The sequence below is a fragment of the Marinobacter goseongensis genome, from assembly GCF_023156235.1.
Classification (GTDB): Bacteria; Pseudomonadota; Gammaproteobacteria; order Pseudomonadales; family Oleiphilaceae; genus Marinobacter; species Marinobacter goseongensis.
Window position 1 is genome coordinate 25,869 of sequence record NZ_JAKZAI010000020.1, and the last position, 16,658, is coordinate 42,526.

Annotated in this window: 21 protein-coding genes and 1 pseudogene; 4 read left to right on the forward strand and 18 right to left on the reverse strand. The window is 53.4% G+C overall.

Features of this window, described 5'->3' with window-relative positions; all coding sequences use genetic code 11:
• Positions 1-36: 36 nt before the first annotated feature.
• The 3 genes from MLC70_RS15465 to MLC70_RS15475 form a co-directional block, all read right to left on the reverse strand.
• Positions 37-345, reverse strand: coding sequence for a hypothetical protein (locus MLC70_RS15465; RefSeq protein ID WP_248185272.1), 309 nt, complete (start codon positions 343-345; stop codon positions 37-39).
• A gap of 267 nt (positions 346-612) precedes the next feature.
• On the reverse strand, positions 613-1,821 hold the full coding sequence (locus tag MLC70_RS15470; protein WP_248185273.1) for an Arm DNA-binding domain-containing protein: 1,209 nt from the start codon (positions 1,819-1,821) through the stop codon (positions 613-615).
• Positions 1,814-2,053, reverse strand: coding sequence for a hypothetical protein (locus tag MLC70_RS15475; protein WP_248185274.1), 240 nt, complete (start codon positions 2,051-2,053; stop codon positions 1,814-1,816). The genes MLC70_RS15470 and MLC70_RS15475 overlap by 8 nt, the downstream gene beginning before the upstream one ends.
• Positions 2,054-2,205: 152 nt before the next feature.
• Here MLC70_RS15475 and MLC70_RS15480 point away from each other — a divergent pair, with 152 nt between their 5' ends.
• Positions 2,206-2,445 (forward strand): helix-turn-helix domain-containing protein, encoded by a 240-nt coding sequence (locus tag MLC70_RS15480; RefSeq protein ID WP_248185275.1) that lies wholly within the window; start codon positions 2,206-2,208, stop codon positions 2,443-2,445.
• A 462-nt stretch (positions 2,446-2,907) separates the two neighbouring features.
• Here MLC70_RS15480 and MLC70_RS15485 read toward each other — a convergent pair whose 3' ends face one another.
• From MLC70_RS15485 to MLC70_RS15520, 8 genes are all read right to left on the reverse strand, one after another.
• Positions 2,908-3,153: an AbrB/MazE/SpoVT family DNA-binding domain-containing protein gene (locus MLC70_RS15485; protein WP_248185276.1), complete on the reverse strand. Its 246-nt coding sequence runs from the start codon at positions 3,151-3,153 to the stop codon at positions 2,908-2,910.
• Between the two features lie 344 nt (positions 3,154-3,497).
• Positions 3,498-4,217 carry an HNH endonuclease family protein gene (locus MLC70_RS15490; RefSeq protein WP_248185277.1) on the reverse strand — a complete coding sequence of 240 codons (720 nt, stop codon included), beginning with the start codon at positions 4,215-4,217 and terminating at the stop codon, positions 3,498-3,500.
• 505 nt (positions 4,218-4,722) lie between these two features.
• Positions 4,723-5,349, reverse strand: coding sequence for an SCO family protein (locus tag MLC70_RS15495; RefSeq protein WP_041644852.1), 627 nt, complete (start codon positions 5,347-5,349; stop codon positions 4,723-4,725).
• A 17-nt stretch (positions 5,350-5,366) separates the two neighbouring features.
• Positions 5,367-5,723 carry a DUF3703 domain-containing protein gene (locus MLC70_RS15500; RefSeq protein WP_014575715.1) on the reverse strand — a complete coding sequence of 119 codons (357 nt, stop codon included), beginning with the start codon at positions 5,721-5,723 and terminating at the stop codon, positions 5,367-5,369.
• Between the two features lie 57 nt (positions 5,724-5,780).
• On the reverse strand, positions 5,781-6,503 hold the full coding sequence (locus tag MLC70_RS15505) for a cytochrome c biogenesis CcdA family protein (protein ID WP_248185278.1): 723 nt from the start codon (positions 6,501-6,503) through the stop codon (positions 5,781-5,783).
• An 80-nt stretch (positions 6,504-6,583) separates the two neighbouring features.
• On the reverse strand, positions 6,584-7,261 hold the full coding sequence (locus MLC70_RS15510) for a DsbA family protein (RefSeq protein WP_014575717.1): 678 nt from the start codon (positions 7,259-7,261) through the stop codon (positions 6,584-6,586).
• A complete protein-coding gene (locus tag MLC70_RS15515; RefSeq protein ID WP_014575718.1) occupies positions 7,258-7,692 on the reverse strand; it encodes a disulfide bond formation protein B in 435 nt (144 codons plus the stop codon). The genes MLC70_RS15510 and MLC70_RS15515 overlap by 4 nt, the downstream gene beginning before the upstream one ends.
• A complete protein-coding gene (locus MLC70_RS15520) occupies positions 7,689-8,414 on the reverse strand; it encodes a cation diffusion facilitator family transporter (protein ID WP_062785141.1) in 726 nt (241 codons plus the stop codon). Before MLC70_RS15520 ends, MLC70_RS15515 begins: the two co-directional genes overlap by 4 nt.
• Positions 8,415-8,483: 69 nt before the next feature.
• On the opposite strand from MLC70_RS15520, the gene MLC70_RS15525 reads away from it, so the two are divergent.
• On the forward strand, positions 8,484-8,891 hold the full coding sequence (locus tag MLC70_RS15525) for a MerR family transcriptional regulator (RefSeq protein ID WP_008173636.1): 408 nt from the start codon (positions 8,484-8,486) through the stop codon (positions 8,889-8,891).
• Between the two features lie 61 nt (positions 8,892-8,952).
• Here MLC70_RS15525 and MLC70_RS15530 read toward each other — a convergent pair whose 3' ends face one another.
• The 7 genes from MLC70_RS15530 to MLC70_RS15560 form a co-directional block, all read right to left on the reverse strand.
• Positions 8,953-9,576 carry an SCO family protein gene (locus MLC70_RS15530; RefSeq protein WP_014575721.1) on the reverse strand — a complete coding sequence of 208 codons (624 nt, stop codon included), beginning with the start codon at positions 9,574-9,576 and terminating at the stop codon, positions 8,953-8,955.
• Positions 9,573-10,415 carry a cytochrome c oxidase assembly protein gene (locus tag MLC70_RS15535; RefSeq protein ID WP_014575722.1) on the reverse strand — a complete coding sequence of 281 codons (843 nt, stop codon included), beginning with the start codon at positions 10,413-10,415 and terminating at the stop codon, positions 9,573-9,575. Before MLC70_RS15535 ends, MLC70_RS15530 begins: the two co-directional genes overlap by 4 nt.
• Before the next feature lie 22 nt (positions 10,416-10,437).
• The gene (locus tag MLC70_RS15540) at positions 10,438-11,076 is read right to left on the reverse strand and encodes a DsbA family protein (RefSeq protein ID WP_248185279.1); all 639 of its coding nucleotides are present in this window, start codon (positions 11,074-11,076) and stop codon (positions 10,438-10,440) included.
• 176 nt (positions 11,077-11,252) lie between these two features.
• Positions 11,253-12,122 carry an arsenic resistance protein gene (locus tag MLC70_RS15545; protein WP_248185283.1) on the reverse strand — a complete coding sequence of 290 codons (870 nt, stop codon included), beginning with the start codon at positions 12,120-12,122 and terminating at the stop codon, positions 11,253-11,255.
• 33 nt (positions 12,123-12,155) lie between these two features.
• On the reverse strand, positions 12,156-13,064 hold the full coding sequence (locus MLC70_RS15550) for a cation diffusion facilitator family transporter (RefSeq protein ID WP_023011863.1): 909 nt from the start codon (positions 13,062-13,064) through the stop codon (positions 12,156-12,158).
• 97 nt (positions 13,065-13,161) lie between these two features.
• Positions 13,162-13,677: a signal peptidase II gene (lspA, locus tag MLC70_RS15555; protein WP_023011862.1), complete on the reverse strand. Its 516-nt coding sequence runs from the start codon at positions 13,675-13,677 to the stop codon at positions 13,162-13,164.
• 4 nt (positions 13,678-13,681) lie between these two features.
• Complete coding sequence (locus MLC70_RS15560) at positions 13,682-14,578, reverse strand: cation efflux transmembrane domain-containing protein (protein WP_248185280.1); 897 nt, start codon at positions 14,576-14,578, stop codon at positions 13,682-13,684.
• Between the two features lie 675 nt (positions 14,579-15,253).
• Here MLC70_RS15560 and MLC70_RS15565 point away from each other — a divergent pair.
• Together MLC70_RS15565 and MLC70_RS15570 are read left to right on the forward strand one after the other, a co-directional pair.
• Entirely contained in the window at positions 15,254-15,775 is a 522-nt protein-coding gene (locus MLC70_RS15565) for a porin (RefSeq protein ID WP_248185281.1), read from the forward strand.
• A 58-nt stretch (positions 15,776-15,833) separates the two neighbouring features.
• Positions 15,834-16,658: pseudogene (locus MLC70_RS15570) on the forward strand (IS1380 family transposase); the annotation flags it as partial.

Below are 16,658 nucleotides of genomic sequence, written 5' to 3' on the forward strand. Positions count from 1 at the left end.
ACAAGAAGGGCGCCGTCCTTGGCTAATGTGTTTTTACTACTGCTTGTCAGAAGAAAGGTCTAACGACTCCACGATCAAGCGGCCTCCCGAAGGAAATCTGAGCAACTTCAGGCTGGCGGTCACTCGGTTGCCTAATAGCGGTACGCCGGTCTGAACTGCCTGAGTCTGACCGAGATAAGCCATCACCTGTCGTCCGCGACAGTGCAGGGTTAGTTGATAAATGGTTTTCTGAGTGCGAGCTGTCTGGAACGGATGCACTCCAAGAACCGTAAACTGATCTCTCCAAAAAGCTAGGTGAAGGCCAGCAGTGTCAATCGCCGGGTTGGCCATCAGTATGTCCTCCATTCAAGCTCCAGTTCCTGGAGCCGATTGATCAGCATTGGAAGGGAGTCACGGCCAGCTTCCAGATTCTGCTTAACCAGTTCGCAGTACACCCAGGTTTCCATCGCCTCCTGGTTGGTACGCTCTCCTCCAAGGCCAAGGATAGCCACGAGGCTGCAGCATTCGTGTGAGATCCCCATGGCTAAGCACAAGCTGCTAGCTAGGTTACGAACTGTGCGACGCTCGGCAGGTATCAGACGATTCAACGGCATGGCCGCCAGTAACATCAGCTCAGACCTCATCGTTTGCCTCCTCCTGTTCAGTCGTCACCTTGGCTTCAAATTCATTGATCAATAGCCGCTCAAATGCAGAGCCATCCCGCCGGGTCAAGTTCGGCACATACCGGCTGTAAACTCGGAACAACATTTCTGTCGTGGTATGCCCCATCTGCCGGGCAATCCACTCCGGGTTTTCACCCGCAGCCAGCCACAACGTAGCGGCAGTATGGCGGGTTTGGTACGGCCGCCGCTTTCGCAGGCCCAGATGGCTGAGCAAGGGATACCAAACCCGCTTGGTCACGTTGTTGTGGTTAAGCGGGTTTCCTTCGCGGTTGCAGAACACAAAGATCTTGTTTCCGGTGGCCTTGCGCTGGTCCTTGAGGGCGTCGTAGACCAGTTGTGGCATTTCAATATGCCGGTAGCTACCGTCGGTCTTGGTGTGCTCGATCTCCCCATTCACCAGAGCCTGGCGAACCAGAATCTGCCGACGCTGGAAATCGACACAGTCCCACGGCAAGCCATCGATCTCACCGGTCCGAAGACCGGTAAAAAAGCGAACTGTGTAGTAGTTTCTGAAATCCGCCCGGACTGTGGCGAGAATCAGCCGAACTTCTTCCAGTGAAAACGGCTCCACGTCTGAGCGCGGCACCTTGAGTGATTTGATCCCCTGGAAGGGTGAGGTAAACTCAAACCGGTTGGCTGCCTCTCCCAGAATCATGCGCAATGGCGTCATGATGCGGTTGATACGGCTGGCGGAAAGTGGCTTTTTGCTCCGGGTTTCTGCTTTGGCGAGTGACGCCCGGAACGAAAGAATTTCCTGCCTGGTGATGTGGCCAACCTCCTTTTCCCCAAACTCCGGGACCAGGTAGTTCTTCAGAGTGCCTTCGATGGTGGAGAGGTGTGACTTTCGCCACTGCACCCGCATCTCATCCAGCCAGGTCTCACAAAACTCACTGAACAACGGCGTGTCGTGTGCTTCGCGAGAACGCTGGAGTTCCGCCTGGCGGGTGAACTCTTGAGCTTTCGCGCTGTTTGGGAAGTACTTGTGGTACTCGAACGTCCCCAGTGTGATTTCCGCCTCAATTCGTTTGAGAATCGCCTCGAGTTTCTTGCGGTTGGCGTGTGTGTTCTCAAGGGAAGTCTGCTCTCGGCAGCGTTTACCCCGAAACTGAAAATCAAAAAACAGCTTCTGCGTCGCTTCGCGTACTCGAATGCTAGCCATGCATACGTCCTCCGTTGGCCATAGGAATAGAAAGTGAGTGGTGGCCTGAGTGGATCGCCATGTCTCTTTGAATGGGTTCCCACATGTAAAGAATCTTCCGGCCGCCAAACGGCCGAATGTAATGAACGCCTTCGATGAGCACGGAGTCTTTCAGGCGCTCGCGAATCGTCCGGGCTTCATAGCGAATCCGTTCTGCAAGCTCTTCGGTGGTCAGGTACTCGGTAGTGTTCATATGTTTCTCCTAGGCTTTCTTTGTAGCGTACATACTACATATTAAGCCTGTTTTCGACGCTGTCAACAGTCCTTTGTAGGTTTTAATCATCATTGGATGTGAGCTGGCGTCTTATGAGGTATCATCGCTACACACTCAAAGGCCTACCGACCATGATCAGATTTCGTCTAAAAGAATTAATCGCAGAGAAGGGATTTCAGGAAAATCGAAGGGTTACGTTGGATGAGGTTTCGAAAGAGACTGGAATCCACAGGACGACGTTATCCAAAATCGCGAATCAGCGTGGCTATAACACCACGACTGAAATTCTGGACAAGCTGTGCGAGTTTTTTGGAGTGCCGCTTGAAGCTGTGGCTCAACACGTTGAAGTTGAGGGTGACGCTGATGGTTAGCGTAGTTGGAGAGTCAGGACTATGGAGGAGTACCGCGAGCGAGGGCAGGGCGGGAGCTCGCGAAATCTGAGTGCCACAGCAGAAGTCAGGCGCAGTCGCTTTATCTAGCCTCGACCATTCGCAATAAAATCAGATCTTATGAGCAATGAGTCAGACCGGGCATAGTTTGCGGATTGGGGGCTTCAAGTATACCCACCTAATTCCTTGGGTGTGCCTCGGCCATAGGCACGTTGAGTATTAGATTCTGGCCTCTGTTTTCCTGCCCCTAGAGATCTGAGGTCAACACAACTAACCCCACATGGCTCCGAGGTTCGGTAGTTTAGGCTCGGTAAAACGACTGGCGATTACGAAGAGGAGTATCTGCAGAGCCACTCGTTTGATCCGGCAACGTGTAAAAGTGCGCTGGGTCGATCGTGTGATTCTTGGCATGCAGGCCCCGAGTGCAGCGCGATGGCGAGTGCACTATGTATCACGTTCATCAGGAGTCGGCGGCTCTCGATCCTCCATCAAGTCGTCACTGACGGCCTCCGTGTCGCAGTAGTCTTCCCAAACGGGATCCGTTGGCCGCTCGTAGCGTTTGACGGAACCTTTAAGACGCTCCAGAGGGGTTAGCTCTTGAGGCAGCGGCTCTGTCAGCTCGTCGGCGTGGGCCGTATGAGCGTCGAGGCCCTCCAGTAGCTCTTTTTCGTTTGGGCGCTTTGTCGTCATGTTGACGGACTCCGTGTTTCCTGTCAGCAGTAATCATCTGATCGACAAGTTTGACCATGGACGTTATGAATTGTCCAACAACAATCCGATTTAGTTTCGTTTAGTAGCGCGGATTACTATTAGTATTTCGCGTTACTAATTGGTACTAACCGAGGAACGTGAGCGAGTTTCACAGCGCACGTTGCCACTGAACTTACCGCTCAAGCTCGAGAATTCAACGTCTTGCTTCAGCGATAGTCTGACAGCTTCAGGTGGTTGAGGGCCCGCCTGAATCCAGCCTGCACCCTCCTCCAGGAAAGGTATGCGGATTGCTTTGAATTTCTCAGAAAGGTCAGCCGGAAGGTTCACCGGCCACAGTTGTCCAGAAATGTTTTAAACCACGCCGACTCCGAAGCAGAGGGCTTCAGATCGTACATTCGTACAAGCCGAGAAAACCTCGCTACATAACCGCACTGACCAGCCGGTGGTAACCATTCATCCGGACCCTTGGCGCCTTTACTCCGGTTCAGGCTCAGCTCGACAGGCCATAGATTGATCATGTTGTTTGCAAATTTCTCACGCTCGGTCCGCGTCCAATCTGAAGCGCCGCGCTCCCAGGCCCACTTCAAAGGCACCACGTGGTCAATGTCGATCTCGCTGGAGTTTTGGATAACTTTTCCGGTGAACGGGCTTATCCAGCGACCTGTTACCACTCTACAATCCTGCTCTGTTGCAAATCGCACTTTGGTGCTGGAGGTAGCTAACAGTGCCTCGGCTCGACTGTTCTGACAATCGCCATCGACGTCGTCCCAGCCATGACCAAATGCCGACCGCTCATGGGACTTCGGGCCGGACTGGAGAGACTGTGGCGCGTATTCGTCAGCCAAGCTTTTGGGTAATCGACCACTACTGGCCAGGCAAGCCTCAACAGAATCAAACGCAATGAAGCTCTGGGTACGATCATAGTAGGCGCTGGCCGGGGGATGGCAGATTCCTGAGGATGTTTTCTTGATAGTCTCAGCAGCCACCGGCGCGATCCCGACAACCAGCGCGATAGCAAGTAACGACGAATAGAAATCCTTCACTGACCGCTCCTTAGGCTCACTGCACCTTCAACTTGGCCGCAATACTAAAGCGGATTGCCGAGTGTGCCTCGTTGTTGATGAGCTCCCTATCGATTTGTGGCGATACTGGTTTACCCCAGGCTCCCAAAACGAAGATTCTGTCTGTGAGTGCTTCAATCCGGAAGGTCGGAGCTCAACGTCAGCAAGGATAGTAGGTCAACGGGGTCTCATTACATAACCCGTTTTATCGGTATATCCGGGTGTGCTCGCTGCTAAACAAAAGCGAACATTCGAGTCAGGGCTTCCTCCAGTGCCTCCAGGCAAATCGCATCCATTTCATCCGGTATCATTGCCGGAACAAGTTGGAAACGCTAAATCATTGCACGGCAGAGATGGAAGGAAAATGCGCCAGCGATTATTGTGCCTCATGCGAACAGGAATGCGTGGAGACTATCGGACTTGAGGATTGTCGAACAGGGCCTTTACAAACGCCCTTGCAAAGAACACTATCGAATCCTTCAGTCATTCAGGAACTTTCTTCAAGAAGGGCAACAAGGTCCTGCCGAATGGCTTGAGCGCTTAAATCTTCCGGTCGGATAAGCAGGCGTGGATTACCCTCACGATCAAACACATAAACTGCGCCGCTGTGAGTGACGGCGTAATCACCTTCTGCGTCCGGTTCTTCATGCCCGAACGTGGTCCGGTATCGCTGGGTAAGTGTGCGTAGGTCAGAGGTTTTGCCGGTCAGCCCGACGATCCTTTCACCAAAAAAATTGACATACTCTGCCAGGCGCTCGGGCGTATCGCGCTGAGGGTCAACGCTGACGAACAGCGTAAGTACCTCCTCCTGGTTTTCCGGGCTCAGGCCGCTAACGGCCTGACTGAGTTTTTGCAGAGCAGTGGGGCAAACATCAGGGCAAGAGGTAAATCCGAAAAACAGCATTCGTACCTGACCACTGTAATCATCGCCTGAAACCGGTGCTCCCTGACTGTCGATCAAATCGAATTCAAGCTTGGGCATCACGCCGCTGATGTCTGTTCCGTGCCAATCCGGCGCATCATCGCCCATGCAGCCAACAAGGAGGATTGCCAGCATCATTAATGCAATGGATGCAAAGCGCTTTGTGTGGTGTTGGAAGCAGGGTGTGATCATAAAGTGGTGTCCTTCAGTTACGTGTTGGAAGGCTTCTGGTGTCCCAGAACAATCGCCAAGTCTTCCGGCACCGCCATCGGTTCAAATGCGCTGACGTTGGCACGTCCCGTATTGCCGACAGGAACCCAGATTCGTGAAACCAGCAACGCAGCGAAGGCCCGAGCCAGCTGACCGAGAACCTCGCGAGCATCGCGCGTGTGCCAGCCGAGCCGTAGCATGCGCAAATGTGTTGTCGTGTGCGCTAACGCGAACTTCTGGCTCAGAATATGAGCCCGTTCAAGATGTCTGAACGCTGTATCGACATCGCCCTGATTGTCTGCATCAGCGGCTGCTGCCAGTTCTGTCAGATAGAACGCCTTGAGTTCACTGTTCACTGCTCGGTTCTCCTGCCTTATCGGCCAGCTGAGTGGTGGGCAAAGATTTGCCCGGGATCAACCGAGTCTTCCGAGTACCGGAAATGCGGATAACATCCATGATGCAAACCGGGTCATCTGTCCCGTCAGCACCATTACCCCCATAACAACCAGAACCAGCCCTGCCAGAATTCTCAGTGACTGACTCCAGCGGCTCATCCAGCGCACTCGCTCCCGAAAGTGCTCAATAAATAGAGCCGTTGCCAAAAATGGAATTGCCAACCCCAGCGAATAAACGGCCAGGTACAGCATGCCGGTTTCAGCATTCGCATGGGTGGAACTGAGAGCCAGGATAGCGCCCAATATCGGGCCAATACACGGTGTCCATCCGACGGCAAAGGCCAAACCGAGAAGAAACGCTGCCGTGGGCCGTCCACCCTCAAGGGTTTGCCCAAAGCGCCAGTCGCGCTGTAGCGCGGGCATGCTCCACCAGCCCAGCATAAATAGCCCCATCAGCACGATCAGAATGCCCGCCACCAGATTGGCTTCCTGCCGGTAGGCCATCAGCCACTGACCGAGCAGACTAGCGCTGGCACCAAAAGCGATGAACACCACACTGAATCCAAGGACAAAACAGATACTGAGCCACAGAGATTGCAGTCGACTCGAACGGTCTGTGACGGTGCCGCCCGTAACGACCGAGAGATACCCCGGAACCAGCGGCAGAGTGCAGGGTGAGAAAAAAGACACCAGGCCGCCAAAAAAAGCAGCCAGCATTCCCCATGTCGCAAGATCTGGCATTTCCGTGAGTCCTCAACTTTCTGAGTTCAGTTGACGGTGGAGGGCATCAAGCCCATCCGTGTTTTAATCGACACCGGTCGCTATTGCTGTGCGTCTGGGAGCGACTCCTGAACAAGGCGAAGTAGCGGTTTGGGACCAAACTCCGTGAGTTGGCGGCCATTCACGAAAAAAGTCGGGGTGCCCCGAACGCCGATGGTTTTGACGTCCTGCATGTCTTGATCAAGGATGGCGCTTATCCGTTCGGATTGCATATCCTCACGGGCTTGGGACAGGTCCAGACCGGCTGCCTCGGCCGCTCCCCATGCCTTGGCAACCTTCGGGTCGTCGTGCCAGGCAGGCTGCACCTCCAACACAGCTTCCAGCACCGGTTCATAGACATCTTGCAGGCGAGCTGCTTCCAGAATTCTGGAGACTTCCTCGGAACCCTGATGGAACAGTGTGTAACGCAAAACAAGGCGCACCTGACCTGGATACTCAGCAAGAATCTGTTTCACGATGGGGTAGAACGCCCGGCAGGCTTCGCAGGAGGGGTCGAAAAACTCAACGATGGTCACCGGTGCGTCGGCAGGCCCGAATGTGGGCGAATGGAAGCGTACCAATGCTTGTTGGTTCGCGATCGGTTCGGAAGCGACAACAGACTTTTCACCGGTGGTGGCCGTTTTTTGAGGCTGCTGGGGCTGTGGCTTGAACAAGACAGCGGCCGAAAAGGCTGCGATCAGCACGAGACACACGACAACAACGATGGCACGACGATTCATGAATGAATTCTCCGACGGACAAGCAAGAGCAGAATTATGATGGCAACGAAAATGGCCAGCGATAGAAACGGAAGCGGCAGCCCACCAAATATCGTCATTCCGTCACCCGAGCAGGACGGGCCAGTGGCCGTGCAGGGCTGAATGGGTTGTGGAATTATCCCCACATAAAGCAGTGAGTGGGCCAGAGCGAACAGGGAGCCAATAACAGCCAGCGGCATAGCGTAGCGCCAAACGTTGAAATCCGAGTAGTAGCAGGCGACTGCGAGAATCACCGCCAACGGAAACATGAAGGCGCGCTGAAACCAGCACAGAACGCACGGAGCCTGCCCGAGAACTTCCCCGATGTAGATGGCTGAAAGCGAGGACACCAACGCCAGTAGCCAGGCCGACAGCAGCAGCCCCCATGGAATCACCTGGTTATTGTTGGTCACCGGGATGGCTCTTCCGATGCACTGCCACACGTGCTTTGCGATGAAGAACAGCAGTTGTCTCCGGTAGTGGCGACCTCACCTTCGTCCGATTGGTTGGCGGATTCTGCGCCACCGGCACGCCATTCCCCCATACCTTCACTGATGACTTGCCAGGCGGAATGCAGGAAAAGCGCAGCAATGGCGAGGCCCACAATGATGTCCGGCCAGAGGGTATTGGTGAGGGCGACCAATCCAGCCGCAATGATGACACTGCTGTTGGCGAACAGATCGTTCCTGGAACACATCCAGGTGGAACGCATGTTGAGGTCGTCCGCACGATGACGGTAGAGCAACACAAAACAAACGCCGTTTGCAAAAAGAGCAAGAGCGCCGACAGCGCCCATCCACTCGGCGGCCGGCACTTCCTGTATCACCAGCTTGCGGATGGCATCGGCGACAACAACAAGCCCGAACAACAGCATAAAGCCGCCTTTGAACAAAGCCGCTCCGGCACGCGCGCGACGGCTTCGGTCCAGCACGAACAGTGTCAGTGCATAGACAGACGCGTCGCCGAACATATCCAGCGAATCGCCCAGCAACGCGGTAGAGCTTGCAATCCAGCCGGCGCTGAATTCCACCACAAACATCACTGCGTTGATGGCAAGCGCAATGTAAAGCACCCGGCTTTGGCTCGCTCGCAATTGTGCCAGTTCACCGGCCTTGTTTTCACAGCAGCTGTCCACGACGAACCCTCCTAAAACGTGCAATACATCGATACACTGGTGGTTATAGTAACTATAAGGTCAATAGCGATGAGCGAAAAAAGGAACACGGTCGGTCGGCTAGCTGATGATACGGGCGTTAAGCCCGTGACCATCCGTTATTACGAAAAAATTGGACTGTTGCCGAAAGCGACCCGCTCGGAGTCGGGCTATCGTCTCTACTCCGAAGAGGATCATTCGCGGCTGCTGTTTATTCGACGAAGCCGCGGGCTCGGATTTAGCCTTGACGATATTCGTGAACTGCTTTCACTGGCGGATCGTCAGCAGGAGTCCTGTGCGGGTGTGGACGCCAAAGTTGAACAACAACTGGTTCAAGTGCGCTCTCGACTGAAAGATCTACATGCAATGGAACACGAGTTGGAAAGACTGAGTGCGTGTTGTGACGGCGGAGTTATTATGGACTGCCGAATTATCGAGACACTCTCCGGCTCTGCTTAACCACTTTGTATGTGCCCGCCAACCAGGACTGTCTCAATTCGAGTTGGGACAGTCTATTCAGTCAGGAATCCTCCTGAATAAGAGCAACGAGATCATGCCGAATTTCTTCCCCGCTCAAATCGGGCCGAATTAAAAGGCGGGGGTTACCCTCGCGATCAAATACATAAATCGCGCTGCTGTGTGACACCGCATAATTTCCATCGGGGTCAGGTTCGTCATAACCGAAGGTGGTTCTATATCGTTTTGCGAGTTCACGAAGCTGGGGTTCATTTCCAGTGAGTCCTACAATATTGTCACCGAAAAAATCCACGTATTTTGCGAGGCGCTCAGGCGTGTCACGTTTCGGATCGACACTCACGAACAAAGTGAGTACTTCATCCTGAAGCGTCGGGGCCAGGCCACTGGTTGCCTGATTGAGCTTTTGCAGGGCGGTTGGGCAAACATCGGGGCACGAGGTGAACCCGAAAAACAGCATTCTCACCCGTCCACTGTAATCCTCGCCAGATACCGACTCGCCCTGGCTATTGATCAGGTCGAATTCCAGCTCAGGCATCAAGCCACTGATGTTTTTACCGTTCCAGTCTTCCTCGTCATTGGCAAAGCAACCAGTCAGCAATAGGGATGCAATCAGCGTTAAGGTCGCCGATATGATGTTGGTGCGCTGTCGCCAGAAGCGAGTTCTCATGACGCTGTTTCCTCAAGTGGTTTGGATTGATTGGCATATTTTCCGTCCTGATGCATGGCTCGCCGAAGCATCAGAAGAATGCCAAGGATGCTCATCATAGCGGGAGGGATATAGGTCAGCATGCCGCCCAGGAGCTGGTCGACTTCCGGGTCCAGCGGCCAGGCCCTGCCACAGACTTCGTAAACGTCGTAGACCATGTCACGTGAGAACACGATCCACGCCCCAAGAAACATCTGAAGCACACCTGCGGCAGCCAGAACCAACATGCGTCTGCCATACCCCAGCGATGAGGTGATCGCAGGCGGTCGCGGGTCGAAGATCAACCACCAGAACAGCAGGCCATCCAGTAACATGCTCCAGTTCATGACCCAGTACAGATCCCGGCTGAGCATGGCGTCGAAATGGATTGATGGCCACAGCCAGAAATAAATGAGCCCGACAAACAGGAATAGGGCGATGAAGGGTTGTTGCAGGACCTGATAAAACCAACCCAGAGGCCGGAGCGTGCGCCTCCAGCCTGGGCTGATTTTTTCAAACCAGAACCGCATGACCGGCAAGGGATTGGAAAGCGCGATCAGGATAGGCCCAATATGATGAAGGATCAGATGCTGGCCCCGATGGACGAAGAACATGTATTGCGCGTAGTAATCGAAGCGGGTCTGCATCACCGCATAACAGATCATCACCCCCAGGGTGAACGCAAAGATCCGCAGTGCGCCTGGCCGGTCCTGTTCCGGCATCCGAAATAGCCCAACGCCATAGAACCCCATCACGAGCATGTAGCTCAGTATGGTCAGCGGCGAGAAATCGTAAGGTAATAAGTAGTCAAGCAGTGACATAGCGTTGCCGGTTCTGAAGTTGTTATTGAGGCGACTCTACCTTGGAGGTGACAAGGTCGTACAGTTCTTGGGGTCCCAGCCGACTTAAGGTGTCCCCGTTGACGTAAAAGGTTGGGGTTCCAGAAATTCCAACCGCTTTCACGTCAGCCGCATCCTGTTGAATAGTGCGGTCAATCTCCTGCGAGTTCATACCGGCCCGGGCGGCTTCTAAATCAAGCCCGGCTGACTCCGCCGCATCCCATGCTGCGGCGACCTTTGGATCGTCATGCCACTGGGGTTGGGCTTCCATGACAGCGTCAAGCACCGGCTCGTAGATCCCCTGTTCGCGGGCGGTTTCCAGAATTCTGACGGCCTCTTCCGAGCCTTTGTGAAACAATACGTAGCGCAGGACCAGACGCACGTTGTCCGGGTATGCAGCCTGAATCTGTTTCACATAGGGATGCATGGCGCGACAGCCTTCGCAGGATGGGTCGAAGAATTCGACAATGGTTACCGGCGCGTCCTCAGGGCCGATAACGGGAGAGTAATCTCTCACCAGCGGCGTTTTTTCAACAACGGCGGGTTCATCAATGCCTTGAGAACGATCGTAATAAACGAAAGCGGCCGCGAAGACAACCAGACAAAAAAGAACGAGGCTTGTGACCAGGGTTCGGGTACGCACGTAAGATCTTCCTATTTTAGATAAGTTTAACGAGTGTCAGATTTTCCGGTATTCGGTAGCAGCCGATTGGGAAGCCACCTCAGATAAAACATCATATCAATAAGTTCCACCAGGGACTGCACGACAATCACCACGACAGCCGCGGCCCAGGCCTCTGGTAGCGACAATGCCAGAGGTTAAACCACGAAGGAGTTGCGGGTGCCAAGGCTGAAAATGACGGTGCGACCGGTTGCTACCGGTAATCGAAAGACCCGGCGCAGAGTCTTTCCAACCGGAGCCTCAGCTAGCAAATAGGCCGGAAACAGAATCATCAAGGGCCAGATAAGTGGGCCGGTACTGTCGATCTGGCTGACTTGTGTCATTGAGATGATGAAAAGTACGACTGTCAGCAGAGGGACCGGCATCAGACCCATGAAGCGAATCAACCCGGTGGCTTTTTCGGACTTTTCCGCCCATTTTTCAGTCAGAAATGCCAGGATAAGGGGGACAACAAGCAGCCCGACAAAGGCCGGCAGGAGGTGTCGCCCAAGCTCAAGATTTACGTCGAACTGATTGCCCAGGAAAAGCCAGAGGTAAAGTGGAAGAAGACCCAGTTGAGCAATCAGCAGAACCGGTGTTGCCGCAATGGCTCGGGTGCTGTCCCCCTTGCCTAGGTGAGTGAAGGTGACAAACCAGTCGGTACAGGGCATCAGCAATACCAGAAGCACTCCCAACTTCAGCGCGTCATTGTCCGGCAGCGCCAATATCAGCAAGGCAGTGATCGCCGGCATGACCAGAAAATTTCCGGTGAGCAAGGCACCCATGAACCGACGGTCCCGGAACATATCAGACAGGTGGGTCAACGGTGTTTGAGTAAATGTGGCGTAGAGCAGAACTCCGAGCAACCCCCAGATTAAGTAATCCGGCACACTGTCACCGAGGGACGATGTCCAATCCACAGACAGTCCGAAAACAACAGCGATGAGGTAGGCCCAGACCTGGTGGCGTTCAATTACGTCTCGCATGGCGTGCTCGTAACCGAGTGGAATGTCGGCCATTCGCAGCATATCTGCCACACGGTACCCTTTTCAGCAGCCCTGCTAGCCATGGCCATAAGTATGGGCATCTTTGTGACTGTGATCAGGATGTTCAAACTCCAATGTTGAATGAGTGATGCCGAACTCGTTTTCCAAAGCTCGTTTTATCCCACCCTTGACTTTTTCAAGTTCATTCCAGGCACTTATTTCGACCACCACATGGGCGTCGAGGGAGGCATCATGCTCACCCATCTGCCAGAAATGTACGTGGTGAAGGTCTAAAACGCCTTCTACGTTTGATAAAGCCTCGATGACAGAATCTGTGTCGATATCCAATGGACTACCCAGCATGAGTGTCCGGATGGTTCCGCCGATTTCCGTTAGACCCAGGTAGAGAATATAGCTTGCGATACCAATTGTGATCGCGGGATCAACCCAACGCATGTCGTACAGGAGAATCAGGGCGCCGCCTACAACGACTGCAATTGACGCAAACGCATCAGACAAGTTGTGTAGAAACAGCGCACGGATGTTGACGCTGTCCTTTTGCATGGAGTAAGTAAGCAGCGCGGTCAAACCATCCACTACCAATGCGATAATGCCAAGCCAAACTACCCACCACCCCTTGATTTCCGGGGGATCTATGAATCGCATGCCACCTTCGTAGATCAAATATGCCCCGATCATTATCAAAGTGGTGTAATTTATGAGTGCCGCAACAACCTCAATTCTCCCGTAGCCAAAGGTCATCTTCGAGTCGGCCGGGCGGCGTGCAATCTTCCGCGCCGCAAATGCGATAAATAGTGACGCCATATCCGAAAAGTTGTGTATAGCGTCGGCTATCAGCGCCAAGCTGCCAGCGAAGATCCCTCCAGCGATCTGAGCCAAGGTTAGGATACCGTTCGCCCAGATAGCTACTGCAACTCTCTTATCCTTAGTATCCGGTGACATGTGAGCATGCTCGTGGCCCATTGTTTTCTCCTTGGTCGTTGCTGTTCAATTAAACGTAGTCGCAACACTCGCTAAGCCTGGCTCAGAGGGCTTAGCGAGTGTTGCGACCGCGCGAAAACTAGCCATTCTGGCGATTTTCCATGTTATTCCCGGCACCTTTCTCGGCTGTGAAGCTCGTGACCAAAATCATGGCCACGCCCAGGACGATGAACACGTCGGCAAGGTTGAACGCCGGCCAGTGCCGGGATTGCCAATGAAAATCCAGGTAATCGACAACATAGCCTCGAAAAACTCGGTCGATGACATTTCCAAATGCACCGCCAAGTACCATCGAATAGGCTAGTGCTTCGGTTCGCTTATGGCTGTCCCGAATCAATTTGACCAGAACAGCCGAGACGACAATGGCTATCGCAATAAAAAAATATCGCTGCCAGCCACCGCCATCGGCAAAGAGACTGAAGGCAGCGCCTTTATTCCATACGTGCACCCAATTAAAGAAAGGGGTGATCTCAACCGATTGTCCGTAAGCCATGGATTGCTGGACGAGCCATTTAATAAGTTGGTCGGCCAGAGCTATAAGTGCCGAAAAGCCGAGAAAAGTGAGCGTAAAAAAGCGAGAACGGTCTTCAGACATCGAATTATCCTTTTAGCGCAAGGATGCGCTTGGCACCAATGAGTACAATGCCTCCCACAATACCGCCAATAACCAGATCCGGGTAGTTGGAGCCGGTCCAGGCAACAAGAAGGGCTGCAAGGATAACTCCCAGATTGATAACCACATCATTGGCCGAAAATATCCAGCTGGCTTTCATGTGAGCACCGCCGTCACGGTGTTTGGCGATCAGGAGCAGGCAACTGATGTTGGCAATAAGGGCCACAGATGCGACGGCCATCATCATTGACGACTGGGGATCACTGCCAAACAGAAAGCGCCTGCCAACTTCAACCAGTACCCCAGCGGCAAGGATAAGCTGGAGTATGCCAGCCACATGCGCCGCTCTGACCTGCATTTTGATGCCGTGCCCAACGGCGTAAAGCGCGAGACCGTAGACGGCGGCATCGGCAAGCATGTCTAGCGAGTCTGCAATCAGGCCAGCGGACTGGGCGATCAGGCCCATCGTCATCTCGACCAGAAACATCAGTGCGTTGATTGCCAGCAGTATCCATAAAGTGCCGGACTCTTCGCTTTCGTTGGCCTTAGAAGATTCAGCCGCTCTGACGGATTCAGCGCTGGCGTCTTCTGTCCTCTGCAAGGAAGCGCCCAGACCCAGGGTTTCCAGTTTGCTGGTAATAGGTCCGACTTCGCCTTGATGGATAATTTCCAGCTTTCGATTCGATAGGTCGAATGAGAGTGACTGAATGTTGTCAAAACCCGTGAGCGCCATTCGAATCATTCGCTCTTCTGAGGGGCAATCCATTTTCGGCACGCTGTAGGTGCTGAGCTGGCTGTCTGTTTCGGCGGTGACGGGGCTCTGAAGCTCATTGTTAACGACAGAATCTTTGCTGCCACACTGTCCATCGCAGGGTTTGCTCATTTTCGCGGCTCCGGTTCTCACACAAGTTCCGTTATTTAAAACCCTGTAGTCACTACAGGGTCAACGTTAAGTTGTTAGTTTTTGACGACACTGGTGAACCCACCGCGATTCGACGACTTGCGGTATGACCCTGTAGTAACTAAAGAGTTGAACTGGAGTACATTAAAAGGAGTTTGAGCAACGATGAGGCAGGGCAACAAGAGCGTACTAATCCTTGGTAGCTACGGAGCTGCAGGGGCGGCTATTGCAACACTCTTGGGCAACGGATCGACAGCGACATTGTCTTGGCAGGCCGGTCGCTGGAAAAAGGGCGTGAACGGGCGGAACAATTAGATCGCCCGGGGAATACCGGGCAGAGCTGGCATCAAATTAACAAGGTGGTGTCCGGTTTAGCGGGGGCCACCACAGGGAGCGAACAGAAGAATTTAGTGAATGACCTGGCGTCAGACGGAAAGCGCTTCCGTGCCCACGACGCGATGTACGAAGACAGCCGCTTATATTCAAGTTCAATTCAGTGTCAAAGAATATAATAAAAGGTTTTGGTTTTAGGTTGTTGAAATACAAAGAAAAAATTTAAAAATGTAACAACTCTGCAATAAGTGCAAAGCACCATCTACTCAGCATTTGAAAGACTTCAAGTGTCATTTTGAATCTATCTAATCTGAAGAGGTGTCCATGAAAAAGTGTCTATCAATGTTGGTGTTTGGTGGGGTTGCAGTAACTTCAATGAATGCACTAGCGGGGGAAGGTCCTATCCTGTACGGCAAAGCCAATGTTTCGTATGAAAACCAGGACGACGGTAATAGCGATACCTGGAAGCTCCAGAGTAATGCGTCCCGTCTGGGGGTAAAAGGGGCGCTCAATACCGACCTCGAAGGCTTGGAGGCGATCTACAAGGCAGAATTTGAAATATCGATTGATGATGGAGATAAGGATGGCCAGACTTTCTCGCAGCGTAATATTTACGGTGGCTTCAAGCAGGCGAACCTCGGTGCACTGATTGCGGGAAAATTTGACACACCTTTAAAGTCAGCGCAGGGCAAGGTTGACCAGTTCAACGACTTACAGGCGGATATAAAAAATATCATGGCTGGTGAAAATCGGACCAGCAACATTGTTCAATACAGTTCTCCACGTCTGTTTGATGCTGTGGGCGTTAGCCCGAATTTCTCACAGGGGATAAAAGAAAGCGGCTGAAAGTGCTATGGTTTCAAGAGCCTAACCAATCCACCAAGCACCAACAGCCGCTTCCAAAATGGTACCTGAAAAACTGACCTTCTCGCCACTCGTACGCCGCCAGATTGAAGCCGATTTCTCCGGTGGTCACATCACCTCCGATGCCGGACTGCTTTTGCTTCGGGAAGTCGACAATCAACACCAGCTCACTCAGCGCCTGGCTACGGTGCTGGACGATGCCCGTAATCCCGTGCTGGTTCGTCACAAGCTTCAAACCATGGTCCGGCAGCGGGTCTTTGGCGTGGCTGCCGGGTACGAAGACCTCAACGATCACGAAACGTTACGCTGACCAGGCACTTCAGACCGCGACTGGCGAAGAGGCCATTCTGGCGGGCAAATCAACACTGTGCCGAATGGAGCAGCGCGTAGACCGGCAGGCCGTGGTCAAGGCCCACGAACTGCTGTGGCATCACTTCATTGAACAGCACGAGACTCCACCCAAGGAAATTGTGCTGGACTTCGATGGCACTGATATTCCAGTGCATGGCGACCAGCCCGGCAAGTTCTTTAACGCCTACTACGATCACCATTGTTTCTTCCCGCTGTACGTGTTCTGCGGCCGTCACCTGTTGGTGAGCTACCTGCGCACCAGCAATCGAAGCGACAGCCGCCACAGCTGGGCCATTCTGGCCCTGCTGGTGAAGTTCATCCGGCAGTACTGGCCGGATACCCGCATCGTGTTCCGGGGTGACAGCGGCTTCTATCGCCCCCGATTGCTGAGCTGGTGCGACCGGAATAACGTGGATTACCTTGTGGGCATCAGCAAAAACAGCCGGCTGCTCAAGGAGGTGGACGTACCCTCGATGCTGGTTCGCAGGGCTCACGGGGAGTTGGGAGAAAAAGT

Coding starts and splice junctions, on each gene's coding strand:
- MLC70_RS15465 (WP_248185272.1), bottom strand. CDS start 345: ATGGAGGACATACTGATGGCCAACCCGGCGATTGACACTGCTGGCCTT.
- MLC70_RS15470 (WP_248185273.1), bottom strand. CDS start 1,821: ATGGCTAGCATTCGAGTACGCGAAGCGACGCAGAAGCTGTTTTTTGAT.
- MLC70_RS15475 (WP_248185274.1), bottom strand. CDS start 2,053: ATGAACACTACCGAGTACCTGACCACCGAAGAGCTTGCAGAACGGATT.
- MLC70_RS15480 (WP_248185275.1), top strand. CDS start 2,206: ATGATCAGATTTCGTCTAAAAGAATTAATCGCAGAGAAGGGATTTCAG.
- MLC70_RS15485 (WP_248185276.1), bottom strand. CDS start 3,153: ATGACGACAAAGCGCCCAAACGAAAAAGAGCTACTGGAGGGCCTCGAC.
- MLC70_RS15495 (WP_041644852.1), bottom strand. CDS start 5,349: ATGATCACACCCTGCTTCCAACACCACACAAAGCGCTTTGCATCCATT.
- MLC70_RS15505 (WP_248185278.1), bottom strand. CDS start 6,503: ATGCCAGATCTTGCGACATGGGGAATGCTGGCTGCTTTTTTTGGCGGC.
- MLC70_RS15510 (WP_014575717.1), bottom strand. CDS start 7,261: ATGAATCGTCGTGCCATCGTTGTTGTCGTGTGTCTCGTGCTGATCGCA.
- MLC70_RS15525 (WP_008173636.1), top strand. CDS start 8,484: ATGAGCGAAAAAAGGAACACGGTCGGTCGGCTAGCTGATGATACGGGC.
- MLC70_RS15530 (WP_014575721.1), bottom strand. CDS start 9,576: ATGAGAACTCGCTTCTGGCGACAGCGCACCAACATCATATCGGCGACC.
- MLC70_RS15535 (WP_014575722.1), bottom strand. CDS start 10,415: ATGTCACTGCTTGACTACTTATTACCTTACGATTTCTCGCCGCTGACC.
- MLC70_RS15545 (WP_248185283.1), bottom strand. CDS start 12,122: ATGCTGCGAATGGCCGACATTCCACTCGGTTACGAGCACGCCATGCGA.
- MLC70_RS15550 (WP_023011863.1), bottom strand. CDS start 13,064: ATGGGCCACGAGCATGCTCACATGTCACCGGATACTAAGGATAAGAGA.
- lspA (WP_023011862.1), bottom strand. CDS start 13,677: ATGTCTGAAGACCGTTCTCGCTTTTTTACGCTCACTTTTCTCGGCTTT.
- MLC70_RS15560 (WP_248185280.1), bottom strand. CDS start 14,578: ATGAGCAAACCCTGCGATGGACAGTGTGGCAGCAAAGATTCTGTCGTT.
- MLC70_RS15565 (WP_248185281.1), top strand. CDS start 15,254: ATGAAAAAGTGTCTATCAATGTTGGTGTTTGGTGGGGTTGCAGTAACT.